Here is a 15,047-nt window from a genome sequence, read left to right on the forward strand (position 1 = left end):
CGCCTGCCCCACCGCCATGCCCAACGACGCCCACCGCTACCGCATCACCGTCACGCCGATCGAAGACGACGGCCTGCAGTGCAACGGCCGCTGCACCATCGAGTTCGAACACACCTGCCACGACGACTGGATGCGCATCCTCGAGAACATCCAGCGCCAGCGCGGCCTCAGCGGCGACGAGCGAGCCGCGCTGGTGGTCGGCACCAAGCTGCTCAGCGGTCTGATGCTGGACCACCGCAAGGACACCGACGACCTGTTCGCGCCGTTGCGCCCGCACATGGGCACCTTCATCGCCGCGCTGAAGGAGCGCGCCCGCGACGTCGGCTGACATCCGGCATGCGTCCTCGTAGCCTGACCGCATGAAGGCACGGCACGCCACCGACGCGCACTCGCTGGAAGAGATCCCCAACATCGGGCCATCGATCGCGGGCGACCTGCGCGGTATCGGCATCGCGCAACCGCGCGACCTGGTCGGCCAGGACCCCTACGCGCTCTACCGCCGCGTCAACGACAGCACCGGCCATCGCCACGATCCCTGCCTCTGCGACTGCTTCATCGCCGCCGTGCGCTTCATGGAAGGCAGCGGACCCGTGCCGTGGTGGCACTACACGTCCGAACGGAAGGCGCATTTCCTGCAGCGCCCCGCCGGTTAGGTTTCGGACAGGCGCTGCCGGCTAAGGTGCGGCGACCCGTCACGGAGCCCTCCATGCGTACCCGCCGCCGCTTCCTGGTCGCCACCCTCGCCGGCACCGCCACGCTCGCCCTCGCCGGCTGCGAAACGCTCAACACGGTCACCGGCCTGTTCGGCAACCAGATCAACTTCACCCAGCCGCAGTTGCAGCGCTACCTCAACCAGAGTTTCCCGCGCGAGTTCGACAAGCTCGGCGGCCTGGTGTCGGCCACGCTGACCAATCCGCGCCTGAGCATGCCGTCGAACGACAATCGCCTGCGCCTGGATTTCGATATCGGCGTCAGCGCACTCGGCGCGCGCGACGTGAGCCGCGGTCATTTCGCGCTGGCCAGCCGCCTGCGCTACGACCCCGCCACGCGTGGCCTTCACCTCGACAATCCGGAAATCCTGTCGGTCGACGTGCCCGGCTCGGGCTCGCTGATGGCCGGCGGCACGCGCCAGCTGGTCAACACGGTGCTGGCCGAATACGCGCGCAGCGAACCGGTCTACCGCATCGACAACGACATCCTGCAACGCCTGCCGGCCAGCAAGCGGATCGGCAGCACGCAGATCGAGAACGGCCGCGTGGTCATCCAGCTGCAATGAGGTAGTCCGATGAAATCCCTGCTCTCCCGTCTCACCCTGCTCGCCTTGGTCTCGCTGCCAACGCTGGCCTCCGCCGACGCCGGCAGCGTGCTGCGTTTCAATGCCGCCCAGTTGCAGACGGCGGCGCGCAGCAGCTTCCCGATGGAACACGCGCTACTGGAAGGCTTCGCCTCGCTCACGCTGAGCGATCCGCAGGTGCGCATCCCCGCGCCGGGCGAACGGCTGAACCTGCAGATGAACTACGACGTCGTGCTGGCCAGCGGCGACCGCCTGGAGAACGGCAACGTGCTGGTCAGCAGCGGCCTGCGCTACGACCCCGGCACGCGCGGCCTGCATCTGGTGGACCCGGTGCTGGAACACGTGGGCGCCGCCGGCCGCGGCCTGCCCGGCGGTTCGCGCGAAGCGCTGCAGGACCTGATCCGCGAATACGCCAGCACGCGTCCGCTCTATCAGCTGACCGACGACGACCTGGCGCAGGTGCCGGGCACACTGGCCGCCGATGCCGTACGTATCGATGACGGCCAGGTAGTGATCACGCTACAGCCCGCCACCGCTCGCTGAAACCGTCGCGTCAGATCTCGAAGCGGTAGCTCAGCTTGACCACCAGCTGTTCGTCGTCGCGCAGGCGGACGCTGTCCTGCAGCAGGTCCTGCACGCCGTCGGTCCCGGTGCGCTGCTCGTAGCCGCCGCGCGCGTAGACCACGTAGAGGTACGACAGTGGCGCCAGTTCGTAGCGGTAGCGGATCTGGAAGCCGAGGTTGCGCACGCTGAAGTCGTTCACCGGGTCGGGGGCCACCAGCGCCTGTCCCTGCGGATCGAAGCGCCACGCATCCTGCATGCGCGCATCGAGGGCGATCGCCTGCATCTTCACCCGCAGCTGGTGGCGGTCCGTCATCACCCAGTTCAGGCCGGCATCCAGGCTGACCTGGCGGCGCTGGAAACCACCTACCAGGTCTTCACGCTGCCAGACCAGCCAGTCGGGGGTGTATAGCGCGTAGAAGCCGCCGTAGAGGCTGAAGGCGTCGTTGATGAAGTACGTACCGGTGTAACCGGCGCCGGCACCCAGCCTGCGATTGCCGGCCAGCCCGCCGGTGAACGCTTCCGCTTCCGCCTCATGCGCCCAGTCGCCCTTGCGCGGCCGCTCGTACTGGAGATAGGTGTTGAAGTTGGCCGGCATCCGCACGATGCCGTTGCCGCGCAGCAGCATGTCGTTGATGCCCGCACTGTTGACATTGATCTGCGCATACTCGTAGCTGCCGTTGCGCAGCTGCCCTTCGCGGCTCACGCGGAACTGGTCGTTGAGCTTGTCGCCTCGGTTGTTGTGGCTGCTGCTGACCCGCCCGCGCCAGTCCTTAGAGGAATAGCGCGAATCCTCCGGCAGGGCGGTAAAGCGCTTGCGCACTTCCCAGTGCAGGTAGTTGGTGCTGTTGCGCGACAGGTAGCCGAAGTCGTTGAGCTGCAGGTCGTTGCCGAAGTGCATGGCGATCCACTGCTGGCGCCAGCCGTCGTCCATCTCGTAATCGGCCCACACGGTGGCGCCGACATCGTCGACCTCGTTGCCCGCCTGTGCGATGCGGCTGCCGAGCAGGCGCGTGCGGACATTCCAGCGTGCCGTCGGCCGCCAGTTGTGGTCCACGCCCAGCACGGTGGCATCACGGGCGCGCCACGGATCGTCGACGCGGGTCAGCATGGCGCCGAGGTTCTGCGTGTCGAAATCGCGCACCACGCGCAGCGCACGGTAGCTGCGGCCCGTTGCGCCATCCTCATCGGCGGAGAAGAGGCCGTAGTTCACCTTGCCCAGGCTGCCGTTCAACTTCACGGCGGCGGTGATGTCGCCGGTACTGCCCACACGGCGCGTATACAGCTGCTGGCTGTCGTCCGACGGCGTGGTCAGTTCGAAGATGCCCTGGTTCTCGGTGAAGAACGGGCGCTTGTCGCTGATGAAGGTCTCGGTGGCGCTGAAATTGACCACCAGGTCATCGGCCTCCACCTGGCCGAAATCCGGCTTCACCGTCGCGGTCAACTGGAAGCGCCCGTTCGGCTTCCAGAACACGTCGGCGCCGGCATTGAAGTCCCCGCGCCCACCGACGTTGTCGTACAGGCCCGACAGGTAGGGCGTGATGGCGAGCAGCGACTGGTCGTGCTTCGGCACGGTGATGGGCGCGAAGTCGGACAGGAAACGCGGGCGTTCGAAGCTGGCCGCCGGCCACGCCATGCGTTCGCCGGTCGCGCCGATCACGCGCGCCAGAAACACCTTCAGCGTGCGCTGCCCGTCCACGCCGTCGCGCATGGGGGCGGTATGCCAGGGAATCAGCAGTTCCACCGACCATCCCTGTTCGTCTTCGCTGACGGCATGGCGCCACTGGCCGTCCCAGTCATTGCTGAACTGGTTTTCGTTGGTGATGACCTCGTCGGCGATGCCGCCGGTGGAGCTGACCGTGAAGGCATAGCCGGTGCGGCCGTCGCCATCGAAGTCGATGAAGGCATTGACGCGGTCAACCTGTTCGCTGAAGTCGCGCTGCACCTTCTGTCGGGTGCGCGGCACGCCGGCCGGATGTGTGGCGCGGAACGCGATGGCCAGGCCATCCGGCGTGGCCAGGATCCACGCCTCGGTCGGCAGCGAGCCGGGATCACCGGTCAGTGGCTGGGTCTTGCGGAAGTCGGTGACGTGGTGCCCGTCCTGCCATTCGGCCGGATCGATGCGGCCGTCGATCTCGACGGCATGGACGACAGTACAAGGCAGGGCCAGCGCGAGCAGGCTGACGAAGCGGGAGAGGGGCATGGCAGGCGGGTGGTGGTCCGGTGCGCGCAAGGTAGCGACGGGAAATACGGACCACACCTGCCGTCGGTCATTTCAACCTTCCGGCCTGCTGCGGCATCCGTGCCTGGAGAACGGCGCGCCCGGTGCTCAGCGGCCTTTCTTGGGTTGCAGCATGGTACCGGTGCATTTCTCGCTGCCGCAACGGCAGGCCCAGATCTTCTTCAGGCGCGCGGTGTGCGCTTCGGCCAGGGTGATGCCGTAGTTGTAGGCGAGTTCCTCGCCAGGCTTGATCGCGCGGATCGCCTCGATGAAGACCTTGTCCTTCTTGCGGTTCTTGCCGTCGTGTTCCTCGATCACCGCTTCGCAGTTCGGGTCGCAGCTGTGGTTGATCCAGCGCGCCTTGTTGCCCTTGTGGTTGGCATCGATGACGTAGTCGTCGTTGAGCGTGAACAGGAAGGTGTGGCCCGAATCGGCATCACCGGTATCGTCGGCGTCCACCTCGTCGTGCGTGCGCCGCTTGCCCTTGTATTCCACCACCCGCTCGCCCTTCTCGATCGGGGCGGTGGCGAACACGCCATTGCCGTGGATATCGGATTGGCGGGCTTCGATCTTGCGGGGCATGCGACATCCAGGGGGGAAGTGGAAGCGCGATTCTCGCCCATGCCCGCGTGATTCCCAAATCCAAGGCCTGAATCACGGCCCGTCGGCCGGTGGCCGGTCCGCGCGGAGCGACGCGTTCGAAGACGCATTCGCCCTTGCAGAGCCTTCGCCATGCAGCCGATCCGTCCCCTGATGCTCGTCGCCTTCATGCTGGCGCTGGCCGCCTGCCAGGCAGAGACCCCTCGCACGGTGGCGCCACTGCCCGCGCCGACGGCATCCAGCACCGACCTGCTGGCCCGCGGCGAATACCTGGTGCGCATCAGCGGCTGCAACGACTGCCACACCCCGGGCTACGGGGAGTCGGGCGGCACCTTGGCCAAGGACGCATGGCTGACCGGTTCGTCGATGGGCTTCCATGGTCCGTGGGGGACCACCTATGCGACCAACCTGCGCCTGCGCATGCAGCAGCTGACCGAAGCGCAATGGCTGGAGTACAGCGCGAACCTGCGGACGCGGCCGCTGATGCCGGACTTCGCCGTGCGCGCCATGAGCGAAGACGACCGCCGCGCGATCTACCGTTTCGTGCATGCGCTGGGACCGGCCGGCCAGCCGGCACCCGAGGCGTTGCCGCCGGGCCAGGCGCCGCCGGCACCGTACTTCGGCATGGTGCTGCCCACCGTCCCCGAAGCACCGGTCGCGAAATGAGCGACCGCCTGTCACTCACCAGGGAAGCAGGCGATCGTCGAACATCCAGACCAGGCCCATCGCCAGGCCGAACATGGTCCAGAACAGCTGGCCCAGGCCGCGGAACAGCTTGACGGCCAAGTAGACGCCACCGATGGAGAACAGCACGCGCCACAGGAAGCGCTGGTCCAGACCGCGGTCGGCCGGGGCGGAGTCGGAAGAGGCGTGCGTCGTGTTCATGTCGATTGCCTTGGGAAGCTGACCGTCCGGGAGTGGACGGGGCCCATGTTCCCGATCCGTCCGGCCCGGCATCAGTCGCAGCCGTCAGTCATCGCGGGTGACATTCGTCAGCCGGAGGGCTGAATGGGGAAAACCACGGGGTTTGAGCCCGGCGGCATGAAAGCGTACAATTTCGGTACGTTTTCAGGACCTCCCCTCCCCCGATGCTCCGTGTCACCAAGCTCACCGACTACGCCACCGTGGTCCTGACCGTGCTCGCCGCGCGTCCGGGCGAGGTGCTCAGCGCGTCCGATTTGGCCGAGCATTCCGGCCTGGAGACGCCCACCGTCAGCAAGGTACTGAAGCCGCTGGCCCAGGCCGGGCTGGTGGAAGGCCTGCGTGGTGTGCATGGTGGCTACCGCCTGAGCCGCGATGCCGCCGAGATCAGCTTGGTGGAGATCGTCGAGGCGATGGAAGGTCCGCTGGCGATGACCGAATGCAGCCAGAGCGAAAGCCAGTGCGGCATCGCCCACCAGTGCGGCGCACGCGCCAACTGGCGGCTGATCAACGACGTGGTGTCCGACGCCCTGCGCGGCTTCACGCTGGCCCAGATGATCGCCCCTCCCCCCTCTTCCGACGACGTGCGCAGGCGACCCATCGCCGTGCAGGTCGCGACCCGCTGAACCGTAGGCAGCCCGATGGCCACCGAGAACGCTGAAATCCTGGAACAGCTGGGACGTCGCTACGACGCCGGCTTCATCACCGACATCGAATCCGATTCGCTGCCGCCCGGCCTCGACGAGGACGTGGTGCGCGCCCTGTCCGCCAAGAAGGACGAACCCGAGTGGATGACCGACTGGCGCCTGGCGGCCTACCGCCACTGGCTGACCATGCCGGTCCCGCACTGGGCCAAGCTGAAGATAGCACCGATCGACTTCCAGGCCATCAGCTACTACTCCGCGCCGAAGGCCAAGTACGCCTCGCTGGACGAGGTTCCGCAGGAACTGCTGGACACGTACGACAAGCTGGGCGTGCCGCTGCACGAACGAGCCAAGCTGGCCGGCGTGGCGGTGGATGCCGTGTTCGACTCCGTCTCCGTCGGCACCACCTTCCGCAAGGAACTGGCCGAGAAGGGCATCGTGTTCTGCTCGATGAGCGAGGCCATCAAGGAGCACCCGGAGCTGGTCAAGCAGTACCTGGGCAGCGTGGTGCCGGTCGGCGACAACTATTTCGCCGCGCTGAACTCCGCCGTGTTCTCCGACGGCAGCTTCGTGTTCATCCCCAAGGGCGTGCGCTGCCCGATGGAACTGAGCACCTACTTCCGCATCAACGCCGGCCACACCGGCCAGTTCGAGCGCACCTTGATCATCTGCGAGGACAAGGCGTCGGTGTCCTACCTTGAAGGCTGCACCGCGCCGATGCGCGACGAGAACCAGCTGCATGCCGCCGTGGTGGAACTGGTGGCGCTGGAAGATGCCGACATCAAGTACAGCACGGTGCAGAACTGGTATCCCGGCGACGAGGAAGGCCGTGGCGGCATCTACAACTTCGTCACCAAGCGCGCCGAGTGCCGTGGCGCCCGCAGCAAGGTGGTATGGACGCAAGTGGAGACCGGTTCGGCCATTACCTGGAAGTATCCGTCCTGCGTGCTGCTCGGCGACGACTCGGTGGGCGAGTTCCACTCGGTCGCGCTGACCCATCATCGCCAGCAGGCCGATACCGGCACCAAGATGATCCACATCGGCAAGCGCACCAAGTCGAAGATCGTCAGCAAGGGCATCAGCGCCGGCCGCGGCCAGAACACCTACCGCGGCCTGGTGAAGGTGGACCGCAACGCCGACGGCGCGCGCAACCACACCCAGTGCGACAGCCTGCTGATCGGCAAGAAGTGCGGCGCCCACACCTTCCCCTACATCGAGGTGAAGAACCCGACGGCGACGCTGGAGCACGAGGCCACCACGTCGAAGATCAGCGACGACCAGATGTTCTATTGCCGCGCGCGCGGCATCGGCCAGGAAGATGCCGTCTCGATGATCGTCGACGGCTTCTGCAAGCAGGTGTTCCGCGAGCTGCCGATGGAATTCGCGGTGGAAGCGAAGAAGCTGCTGGAAGTGTCGCTGGAAGGCAGCGTCGGCTGATCCGGGCCACGGCCCTACCGCACGACACGAAGACAACACGGTGGGCCAGGGCCCACCCTACGGGAAACGCATCATGTTGAAGATCGACAACCTCCACGCCAGCGTCGCCGGCAAGGACATCCTGAAAGGCCTCTCGCTGGAAGTGAAGCCCGGCGAAGTGCACGCCATCATGGGGCCCAACGGCGCCGGCAAGTCCACGCTGGGCAATATCCTGGCCGGCCGCGAAGGCTATGAAGTCACCGCAGGCAGCGTCGAGTTCGACGGCAATCCGCTGCTGGACCTGGAGCCGGAAGAGCGTGCCGCCGCCGGCGTGTTCCTCGCGTTCCAGTACCCGGTCGAGATCCCGGGCGTGAACAACACCTACTTCCTGCGTGCCGCGCTCAACGCGCAGCGCAAGGCGCGCGGCGAAGCGGAACTGGATTCGATGCAGTTCCTCAAGCTGGTGCGCGACAAGCTGGCCGTGCTGCACCTGAAGGACGAACTGCTGCACCGCGGCGTCAACGAGGGTTTCAGCGGCGGCGAGAAGAAGCGCAACGAAATCTTCCAGCTGGCCGTACTGGAACCGAAGCTGGCGATCCTGGATGAAACCGACAGCGGCCTGGACATCGACGCGCTGAAGAACGTCGCCGATGGCGTCAACGCGCTGCGTTCGCCGGATCGCGCCTTCCTGGTCATCACCCATTACCAGCGCCTGCTCGACTACATCAAGCCGGACGTGGTGCACGTACTGGCCGGCGGCCGCATCGTCGAGAGCGGCGGCCCGAAACTGGCGCTGGAACTGGAGCAGCACGGGTACGCATGGATCAAGGACCGTGTCGCGCCGGAGCAGGCCGCCTGATGAGTGCGCTGCTGGATTCCCTGTCGGCCGGTTTCACCGGCGATGCCGCCCGCCGTGCGGTGCTGGACGAAGCGCTGCGCGATGGCCTGCCAGGGCCGCGCGCCGAGGCCTGGAAGTACACCTCGCTGCGCCAGCTGGAGCGTCGCAGCTTCGCCGCCGTCGACGCGCTGCCGTCACTGGACCCGATGCTGCTGGCCGGCATTCCGGCGCCGCGCGCGGTGTTCGTCAACGGCCGCTACTCGGTCGCGCTGTCGCTGACCACCGACCTGCCGGACGGCGTCAGCCTGCAATTGTTGTCTGAAGCATTGGCCGAAGACGGCGATGCGGCACGCTTCCTGCAGCGCCGCTTCGAGCGCACGGACGAAGTGTTCGCGCGCCTCAATGCGGCACTGGCGACCGAAGGCGTGCTGCTGCGCGCCGAGCCGGACGTGCACAGCGACCAGCCGTTGCACCTGGTCTTCATCGGCACGGGCGACGGTGCCGACCGTGCGTGGCACCTGCGCAACCTGATCGAACTGCGCGCTGGCGCGGCGTTGACGGTGGTCGAGCACCATCTGGCCATCGACAGCCACGCCCACTTCATCAACGCCCTCAGCCACGTGCACCTGGCCAAGGACGCACGCCTGACGCACGCCCGGATCGAGTCCGACAGCGAGCGTGCGACCACGCTGCTGCGTACCGACGCCGTGCTGGCGCGCGACAGCGAGTACCGTCGCGTGGACCTGGAGCTGGGCGGCGCGCTGTCGCGACACGAGCTCAACGTCCGGCTGGAAGGCGACAACGCCCGCCTCGTGGCCAACGGCGTGCTGCTCGCGCATGGCCGTCGCCATGTCGACACGCGGCTGGGTATCGACCATATTGGCCGGGACACGGCCTGCGAACTGACCTGGCGCGGGCTGGGTGCGGATCGCGGACGTGCCGTCTTCCACGGCGGCATCCTGATCCGCGAAGGGGCGGACGGTACCGATGCCGCGCTGTCGAACAAGAACCTGCTGTTGTCCGCCAACGCGGAGATCGACACCCAGCCGGTGCTTGAGATCCATGCCGACGAAGTGAAAGCTGCGCATGGCGCCACTGTCGGCCAACTGGAGGCCAACGCGTTGTTCTACCTGCGCTCGCGCGGTCTGCCGCAGGCGGAGGCACAGCAACTGCTGACGGCCGCGTTCTGCCGAGAACCGCTGTCCGCCATCGAGGACGCCCGCCTGCGCGATCTGCTGGTCGCGCGTGTCGATGCGGCCCTCGCCACCGTGGGCATCGCATGAATCACGAGGTCAGCGCAGCGCCGAGGATGGATGTCGCCATCGACTGGAATCGCGTCCGCGCCGATTTTCCGTTGCTGACGCGACAAGTCAACGGCAAACCGCTGATCTACCTGGACAGCGCCAACACGGGACAGAAGCCGGCCTCCGTCATCCAGACGGTCGACGACTTCTACCGGCAGCACAACGCCAACGTCAGCCGCGCCGTGCATACGCTGGGCACGGAGGCCACCGAAGCCTACGAAGGTGCGCGCAGGACCTTGGCGCGCTTCCTCAACGTACGGCCGGACGAACTGGTGCTGTGCAGCGGCACGACGTTCGCGGTCAACCTGGTCGCGTACTCATGGGCGCTGCCGCAGCTCAAGGCCGGCGACACGATCCTCGTCTCGCGCATGGAGCACCATGCCAACATCGTGCCGTGGCAGCTGGTCGCACAACGCACGGGTGCCACGATCAAGGTCGCCGAGATCCGTGAGGACGGCACGCTCGACCTGGACGCACTGCATGCAGCGATGACCGGCGACGTGAAACTGCTCGCCCTCACCCATACCTCGAACGTACTGGGTACGGTGAACCCCGTTCGGGATATCTGCCGCGAAGCGCGCAAGCGCGGGATCGTCACGGTGGTGGATGGCTCGCAGGCCGTGCCGCACCGCGCCGTGGATGTCGCCGCGATCGGTTGCGATTTCTATGCGCTGACCGGCCACAAGATGTGCGGGCCCACCGGCACCGGCGCACTGTGGGCGCGCAAGGAACACCTGCAGGCCATGCCTCCCTTCATCGGCGGCGGCGAGATGATCAAGGAAGTCAGCTTCGGCGGCACTGTGTTCAACGACGCGCCGCACAAGTTCGAAGCCGGCACGCCCAACATCGCCGGCTTCATCGGCTTGGGCGCCGCCGTGGAGTACCTGGGCGCACTGGGCATGGCGAACGTCGAGGCGCGCGAAGCGGAACTGCTCGCGCACGCCACCGAAGAGCTGGACCGCATCGAAGGCCTGCGCATCTTCGGTCGTGCGACAGACAAGGCAGCGGTCATTTCCTTCCTGATCGAAGGTGCGCACGCGCACGACCTGGCGACCCTGCTGGATCTGGAGGGCGTCGCCGTCCGTTCCGGGCAACATTGCGCGCATCCCCTGCTGCAGTTCTACGGTGTGGCTGCGACGCTGCGTGCCTCGTTCGCGTTCTACAACACGCACGAGGAAGTCGAGCATTTCGTCGCTGCACTCAAGAAGGCACGGCGCTTGCTGGCCTGACGATACTGGGCCGCCGCGATGGTGGCCTGCAGCCTACAATGCGCGGATGGATAACCCGACCTTCCGCGCCGCCACGGCGGCCGACATCCCCGCCCTCGTTTCCCTGGTGACCTCCGCCTATCGTGGCGACGTCAGCAAGCAGGGCTGGACCACCGAAGCCGACATGCTGGATGGGCAGCGCATCGATGCCGAGGTGCTCCGCAAGGACATCGAGCGGCCGCACAGCCGCATCGTGCTGGCCGAACGCCGGGACGGCGAACTGCTTGCCTGTGCGCACGTGGCAGCAGAAGACGGCGCGGGCTACTTCGGCATGTTCTCGGTCCGTCCCGACCTGCAGGGCGGGGGTGTCGGCAAGGCGGTGCTGGCGGAGGCCGAGCGCGTGGCACGCGAAGACTGGGGGCTCCCGGCCATGCGCATGACCGTGATCGACATCCGCGACGAACTGATCGCGTTCTACGAGCGCCGCGGCTATGTGCGCACCGGCATCAAGAAGCCGTTCCCCTACGGCGATGAGCGCTACGGCATCCCCAAACGCGACGACCTGCGCTTCGAGGTGCTGGAGAAACCGCTGACGGGAGCGCACGGATGAGCGGGAACTGGACCTTCGTCTGCGCCACGGGCGAGCTGCTGCCAGGGGAGATGAAGACCGTCTTCGACGAGGTTACCGGTACCCCGATCGTGGTGGTCAACCATGATGGCGAAGTGTATGCGCTCGAAGACAAATGCAGCCACGAGGATTTCGAGCTGTCGTCCGGCACCTTCGATCCTGTGGAGGCCAGCATCGAATGCATCCTCCATGGCGCCCGCTTCGACGTCCGGGACGGGCGGGCCCTGTGCGCGCCGGCGTACTCGCCGGTAGCGAAGTTCCCCACCAAGCGGGAGCATGGCGGCGTCTGGACGCGGGACGATCGGGACTAGGCCCCCTGTAAGGCGGTTCCTGCCCCTCTCCCGGCTTGTAAATATTCTGTTGTAATCGCGAATAATTCTCATTATTCTGACGCCCCCCGCCTGCGACCGGCTGTCGCAGTCCTGCGCTCGGATCTGCTTGGCTCCTCCCTCCGCCCCCACTGCCCGGATCGTTACCCGCCTGCTGCTGGGCTGGGTGCTACTGATCGTGGCCGGGGTGGCGATGGCCTCCGGCAAGGCCGCACCTACCACCGGTCACGCGGCGAAGCCGTCCGTGCCCGTGGTGGTATTCGCGGCCACTGGCCATACCGATCGCGATGACGCGTCCTGCGTGAAGGCGCCGCCGGTCACGCAGACGCTCGAATCCGACGTCGCGAAGGGTGAAACGGAGCCCGATCTTTCCCTCGACGGCGCCCCCGCCCAACGGCCCGCCCTGGCACCGTGGCGGCCCGGCAACCTCCGAGACGCTTCCGTCGTCCTGCGTCGCAATACGCCCCTGGGGCGCGGCCCTCCGCGTCTGGCTTGAGGCCACACGCACGTCGACGACGTGCGCTTCCACTTTCGCGTCTCCCTGACCCGTTTGACCTCGCCGAGGCTGCCGTCCGAGCCCGGCCGCGCCCAGGGTCGCCTCCCTTCCCCCGCCAGCCATCGCCACCGGGTGCTTCCATCACCTTGAGGATGCTCATGAACCTTCGTCACTCCCCACTCACCACCGCACTGATGTTGGTGATCGCCACGCCCGCGCTGGCCGCCCCCGCCGGAGATGACCCGGCCGATACGTCGAGCCAAGCCAAACAACTCGACACGGTCGAAGTCCACGGCGAGCGCGTACGCAAGGCCAGTTCGCCGAAGTACACCGAAGAACTGGTCAACACACCGCAGACCATCACCGTGGTCACCAGCGAGGTGATGGCACAGCAAAACCTGCTTGGCCTGCGTGACGTGCTCAGCACCCTGCCCGGCATCACGTTCGGTGCGGCCGAGGGTGGTGCCGGTTACGGCGACAGCATCAACCTGCGCGGGTTCACCGCCAGCAGCGACATCACCACCGACGGTGTGCGCGACAGTGCGCAGTACGTTCGCAGCGACACGTTCAATCTGGAATCCATCGAGTTGGTGAATGGTGCCAACTCGGCCATGTCCGGCGCGGGCTCCGTCGGCGGCAACATCAACCTGGTGAGCAAGGTCGCTCGCGAGGGCGACTTCAACACCTTCACCGTCGGTGCCGGCAGCGACAAGTACGGCCGCATCACGGCAGACAGCAACTACGATTTCGAAAACGGCGTCGCGGTTCGCTTGAACGCGATGGGCCACACTCAGGATGTCCCGGGACGTGACGAAGAGTTCAAGCATCGCTGGGGCTTCGCTCCATCAATCGCGTTTGGCCTCGGCTCGGACACGCGTTTCACCCTGAGCTACCTGCATCAGAAAGACAACAACATGCCGCAGTATGGTGTGCCGTTCGCGCTTAGCCCGTTCAACGATGGGCCACTGCCCGGCGTCGATCGAGAAACGTACTTTGGCTATCGCAACACGTCCCGCCAAGAGAGCACCGTCGACATGCTCACCGGCGTGTTCGACATGGACTTCGGTGACCACGTGAAGCTTCGCAGCATCGGCCGCCTCCAACGGGTCGAGCAATACATCAATGCGACCGCGCTGCAAGGTAGCTGGTGTCTGCCGAACAACACGAACCCCTACACCGGTCAGGCCTGCGCCGGCCAGCCGGCAGGCACATGGAACCCAAATGGTGGCCCGCGTGGCCTGGTCCGCGATACGGAGAACTTCATCGCCCACAGCCAAACCGACCTGACTACCAGCTTCAAGACAGGAGCCGTCCAGCACAGCGTCGTTGTTGGCGTATCCCTCAGTAAAGAAGATTTCGAACTCGATTCAGGGACGACTTTCCGTAACCCAGATGGTTCGACCACGGGGATCACGTACTCGTTCCAGAATTTCGGTAACCCCTACAACATCTGGACAGGCCCACAGAACTATTTCCGTACGGGCCGGACCAAAGGCAGCCTGAGCAACCAGGCTATCTACCTGTTCGATACCTTGAAGTTCGGCGAACAATGGCTACTGAACCTGGGCGGGCGATATGAACAAAACGAAGGCGATTCGGTCAACTACACGGTTAGTACGGCCGGTGCGGTCACTGGCATCGCGGCGGGGTATCCCGCACGCAACGAGGACGACCTGTTCTCCTATCGGGCCGGCGTCGTCTACAAGCCTGTAGACAACGCGAGCGTGTACCTCTCGTATGCCAACAGCAAGACGCCGTCCAAGGCTTCGGTGAACGGTTCCTGCACACCTGCCATTCCCAACCCGAATCCCAACCTGCCACCGGCGGCCAACAACTGCAACGTCGACCCTGAGACCGCCGTCAACATCGAACTCGGTACCAAGTGGGACTTGCTGGACCAGCGCCTTGCACTGACCGCAGCCATCTTCCGCAACGAGCGGCAGAACTATCGCGTGGCGGATCCCGATCCACTGAACCTCTCCGGCGAGCAGGCTCTCGATGGCAAGGCACGTGTGGAAGGCGTTGTGTTGGGTGTCGCCGGCAACCTCACGCGCGAATGGGCGCTTTTCGCCAACTACACCTACTTGGACAGCGAGGTGGTGCGCGGCGTTTCCAAGTTCTGCTCCGCCAACCCGGGCGCAAGCTGCAGCAATACTGCGTCTTTCCCGGATCCGTCTAAGGGCAACCCGCTGACCAATACGCCCAAGCATTCATTGAGCCTGTGGAGCACCTATCAGCTACACGACTGGACCTTCGGCTACGGCGCCACGTACCAGGGGGATTTCTATACGCAGAATAGTAGTTTGCTCGGCAGCCTGGACCCTTACAAGACCGATGCATACTGGGTCCACCGCGCGATGGTGGGTTATCAGATCAACGACCGCGTTGGTCTTCAGCTCAACCTCAACAACGTGTTCGACGAGGAGTACTACACCGGTATCCGTAACAACGTCACGCTGACCAACGGAGTTGTGAGCGCCGGCAATGGCTGGGCCAATCCGGGCGAAGGACGCTCCGCCGTGCTGACCGCGACGTTCAAGTTCTGATACCTATGACGCCGTAGTCCTTATCCGCCCCGCCCATGCAC

The 15,047-nt window shown here is 65.8% G+C and carries 17 protein-coding genes; 14 read left to right on the forward strand and 3 right to left on the reverse strand.

Features of this window, described 5'->3' with window-relative positions:
* Window positions 1-16: 16 nt before the first annotated feature.
* The 4 genes from AX730_RS03500 to AX730_RS03515 are packed head-to-tail and all read left to right on the forward strand — an operon-like array spanning window position 17 to window position 1,837.
* Window positions 17-328, forward strand: coding sequence for a DUF3861 domain-containing protein (locus AX730_RS03500; protein ID WP_062352291.1), 312 nt, complete (start codon window positions 17-19; stop codon window positions 326-328).
* A 31-nt stretch (window positions 329-359) separates the two neighbouring features.
* A complete protein-coding gene (locus AX730_RS03505; protein WP_062352031.1) occupies window positions 360-653 on the forward strand; it encodes a helix-hairpin-helix domain-containing protein in 294 nt (97 codons plus the stop codon).
* A 53-nt stretch (window positions 654-706) separates the two neighbouring features.
* Complete coding sequence (locus AX730_RS03510) at window positions 707-1,276, forward strand: DUF1439 domain-containing protein (RefSeq protein ID WP_062352034.1); 570 nt, start codon at window positions 707-709, stop codon at window positions 1,274-1,276.
* A 9-nt stretch (window positions 1,277-1,285) separates the two neighbouring features.
* The gene (locus AX730_RS03515) at window positions 1,286-1,837 is read left to right on the forward strand and encodes a YceB family lipoprotein (RefSeq protein WP_062352037.1); all 552 of its coding nucleotides are present in this window, start codon (window positions 1,286-1,288) and stop codon (window positions 1,835-1,837) included.
* A gap of 10 nt (window positions 1,838-1,847) precedes the next feature.
* On the opposite strand, the gene AX730_RS03520 is transcribed toward AX730_RS03515, so the two are convergent.
* A complete protein-coding gene (locus tag AX730_RS03520; RefSeq protein ID WP_062352040.1) occupies window positions 1,848-4,058 on the reverse strand; it encodes a DUF5916 domain-containing protein in 2,211 nt (736 codons plus the stop codon).
* 126 nt (window positions 4,059-4,184) lie between these two features.
* Entirely contained in the window at window positions 4,185-4,658 is a 474-nt protein-coding gene (locus AX730_RS03525; RefSeq protein WP_062352043.1) for an SET domain-containing protein, read from the reverse strand.
* A 150-nt stretch (window positions 4,659-4,808) separates the two neighbouring features.
* On the opposite strand from AX730_RS03525, the gene AX730_RS03530 reads away from it, so the two are divergent.
* On the forward strand, window positions 4,809-5,342 hold the full coding sequence (locus AX730_RS03530; RefSeq protein WP_198147015.1) for a cytochrome C: 534 nt from the start codon (window positions 4,809-4,811) through the stop codon (window positions 5,340-5,342).
* A gap of 15 nt (window positions 5,343-5,357) precedes the next feature.
* Here the strand turns inward: AX730_RS03530 and AX730_RS03535 are convergent, their stop codons facing one another.
* Entirely contained in the window at window positions 5,358-5,561 is a 204-nt protein-coding gene (locus AX730_RS03535) for a hypothetical protein (RefSeq protein ID WP_062352046.1), read from the reverse strand.
* 203 nt (window positions 5,562-5,764) lie between these two features.
* Here AX730_RS03535 and AX730_RS03540 point away from each other — a divergent pair, with 203 nt between their 5' ends.
* The 9 genes from AX730_RS03540 (at window position 5,765) to AX730_RS03580 (ending at window position 15,006) form a co-directional block, all read left to right on the forward strand.
* Complete coding sequence (locus AX730_RS03540) at window positions 5,765-6,223, forward strand: SUF system Fe-S cluster assembly regulator (protein WP_062352048.1); 459 nt, start codon at window positions 5,765-5,767, stop codon at window positions 6,221-6,223.
* A gap of 15 nt (window positions 6,224-6,238) precedes the next feature.
* Complete coding sequence (sufB, locus tag AX730_RS03545; protein ID WP_062352051.1) at window positions 6,239-7,678, forward strand: Fe-S cluster assembly protein SufB; 1,440 nt, start codon at window positions 6,239-6,241, stop codon at window positions 7,676-7,678.
* A gap of 73 nt (window positions 7,679-7,751) precedes the next feature.
* Window positions 7,752-8,516 (forward strand): Fe-S cluster assembly ATPase SufC, encoded by a 765-nt coding sequence (gene sufC, locus AX730_RS03550; protein ID WP_062352054.1) that lies wholly within the window; start codon window positions 7,752-7,754, stop codon window positions 8,514-8,516.
* Window positions 8,516-9,778, forward strand: a complete 1,263-nt coding sequence (gene sufD, locus AX730_RS03555; protein ID WP_062352057.1) for a Fe-S cluster assembly protein SufD — start codon at window positions 8,516-8,518, stop codon at window positions 9,776-9,778. Before sufC ends, sufD begins: the two co-directional genes overlap by 1 nt.
* Window positions 9,775-11,028, forward strand: coding sequence for a cysteine desulfurase (locus AX730_RS03560; protein ID WP_062352060.1), 1,254 nt, complete (start codon window positions 9,775-9,777; stop codon window positions 11,026-11,028). The genes sufD and AX730_RS03560 overlap by 4 nt, the downstream gene beginning before the upstream one ends.
* 46 nt (window positions 11,029-11,074) lie before the next feature.
* Entirely contained in the window at window positions 11,075-11,617 is a 543-nt protein-coding gene (locus AX730_RS03565; protein ID WP_062352063.1) for a GNAT family N-acetyltransferase, read from the forward strand.
* Window positions 11,614-11,946, forward strand: a complete 333-nt coding sequence (locus tag AX730_RS03570; protein ID WP_062352066.1) for a non-heme iron oxygenase ferredoxin subunit — start codon at window positions 11,614-11,616, stop codon at window positions 11,944-11,946. The genes AX730_RS03565 and AX730_RS03570 overlap by 4 nt, the downstream gene beginning before the upstream one ends.
* Window positions 11,947-12,073: 127 nt before the next feature.
* On the forward strand, window positions 12,074-12,460 hold the full coding sequence (locus AX730_RS03575; RefSeq protein WP_157074088.1) for a hypothetical protein: 387 nt from the start codon (window positions 12,074-12,076) through the stop codon (window positions 12,458-12,460).
* Window positions 12,461-12,618: 158 nt separating this feature from the next.
* A complete protein-coding gene (locus AX730_RS03580) occupies window positions 12,619-15,006 on the forward strand; it encodes a TonB-dependent receptor (protein ID WP_062352072.1) in 2,388 nt (795 codons plus the stop codon).
* Window positions 15,007-15,047 lie beyond the last annotated feature (41 nt).

The sequence above is a fragment of the Pseudoxanthomonas mexicana genome, assembly GCF_001556105.1.
GTDB classification, from domain to species: Bacteria; Pseudomonadota; Gammaproteobacteria; order Xanthomonadales; family Xanthomonadaceae; genus Pseudoxanthomonas_A; species Pseudoxanthomonas_A mexicana_A.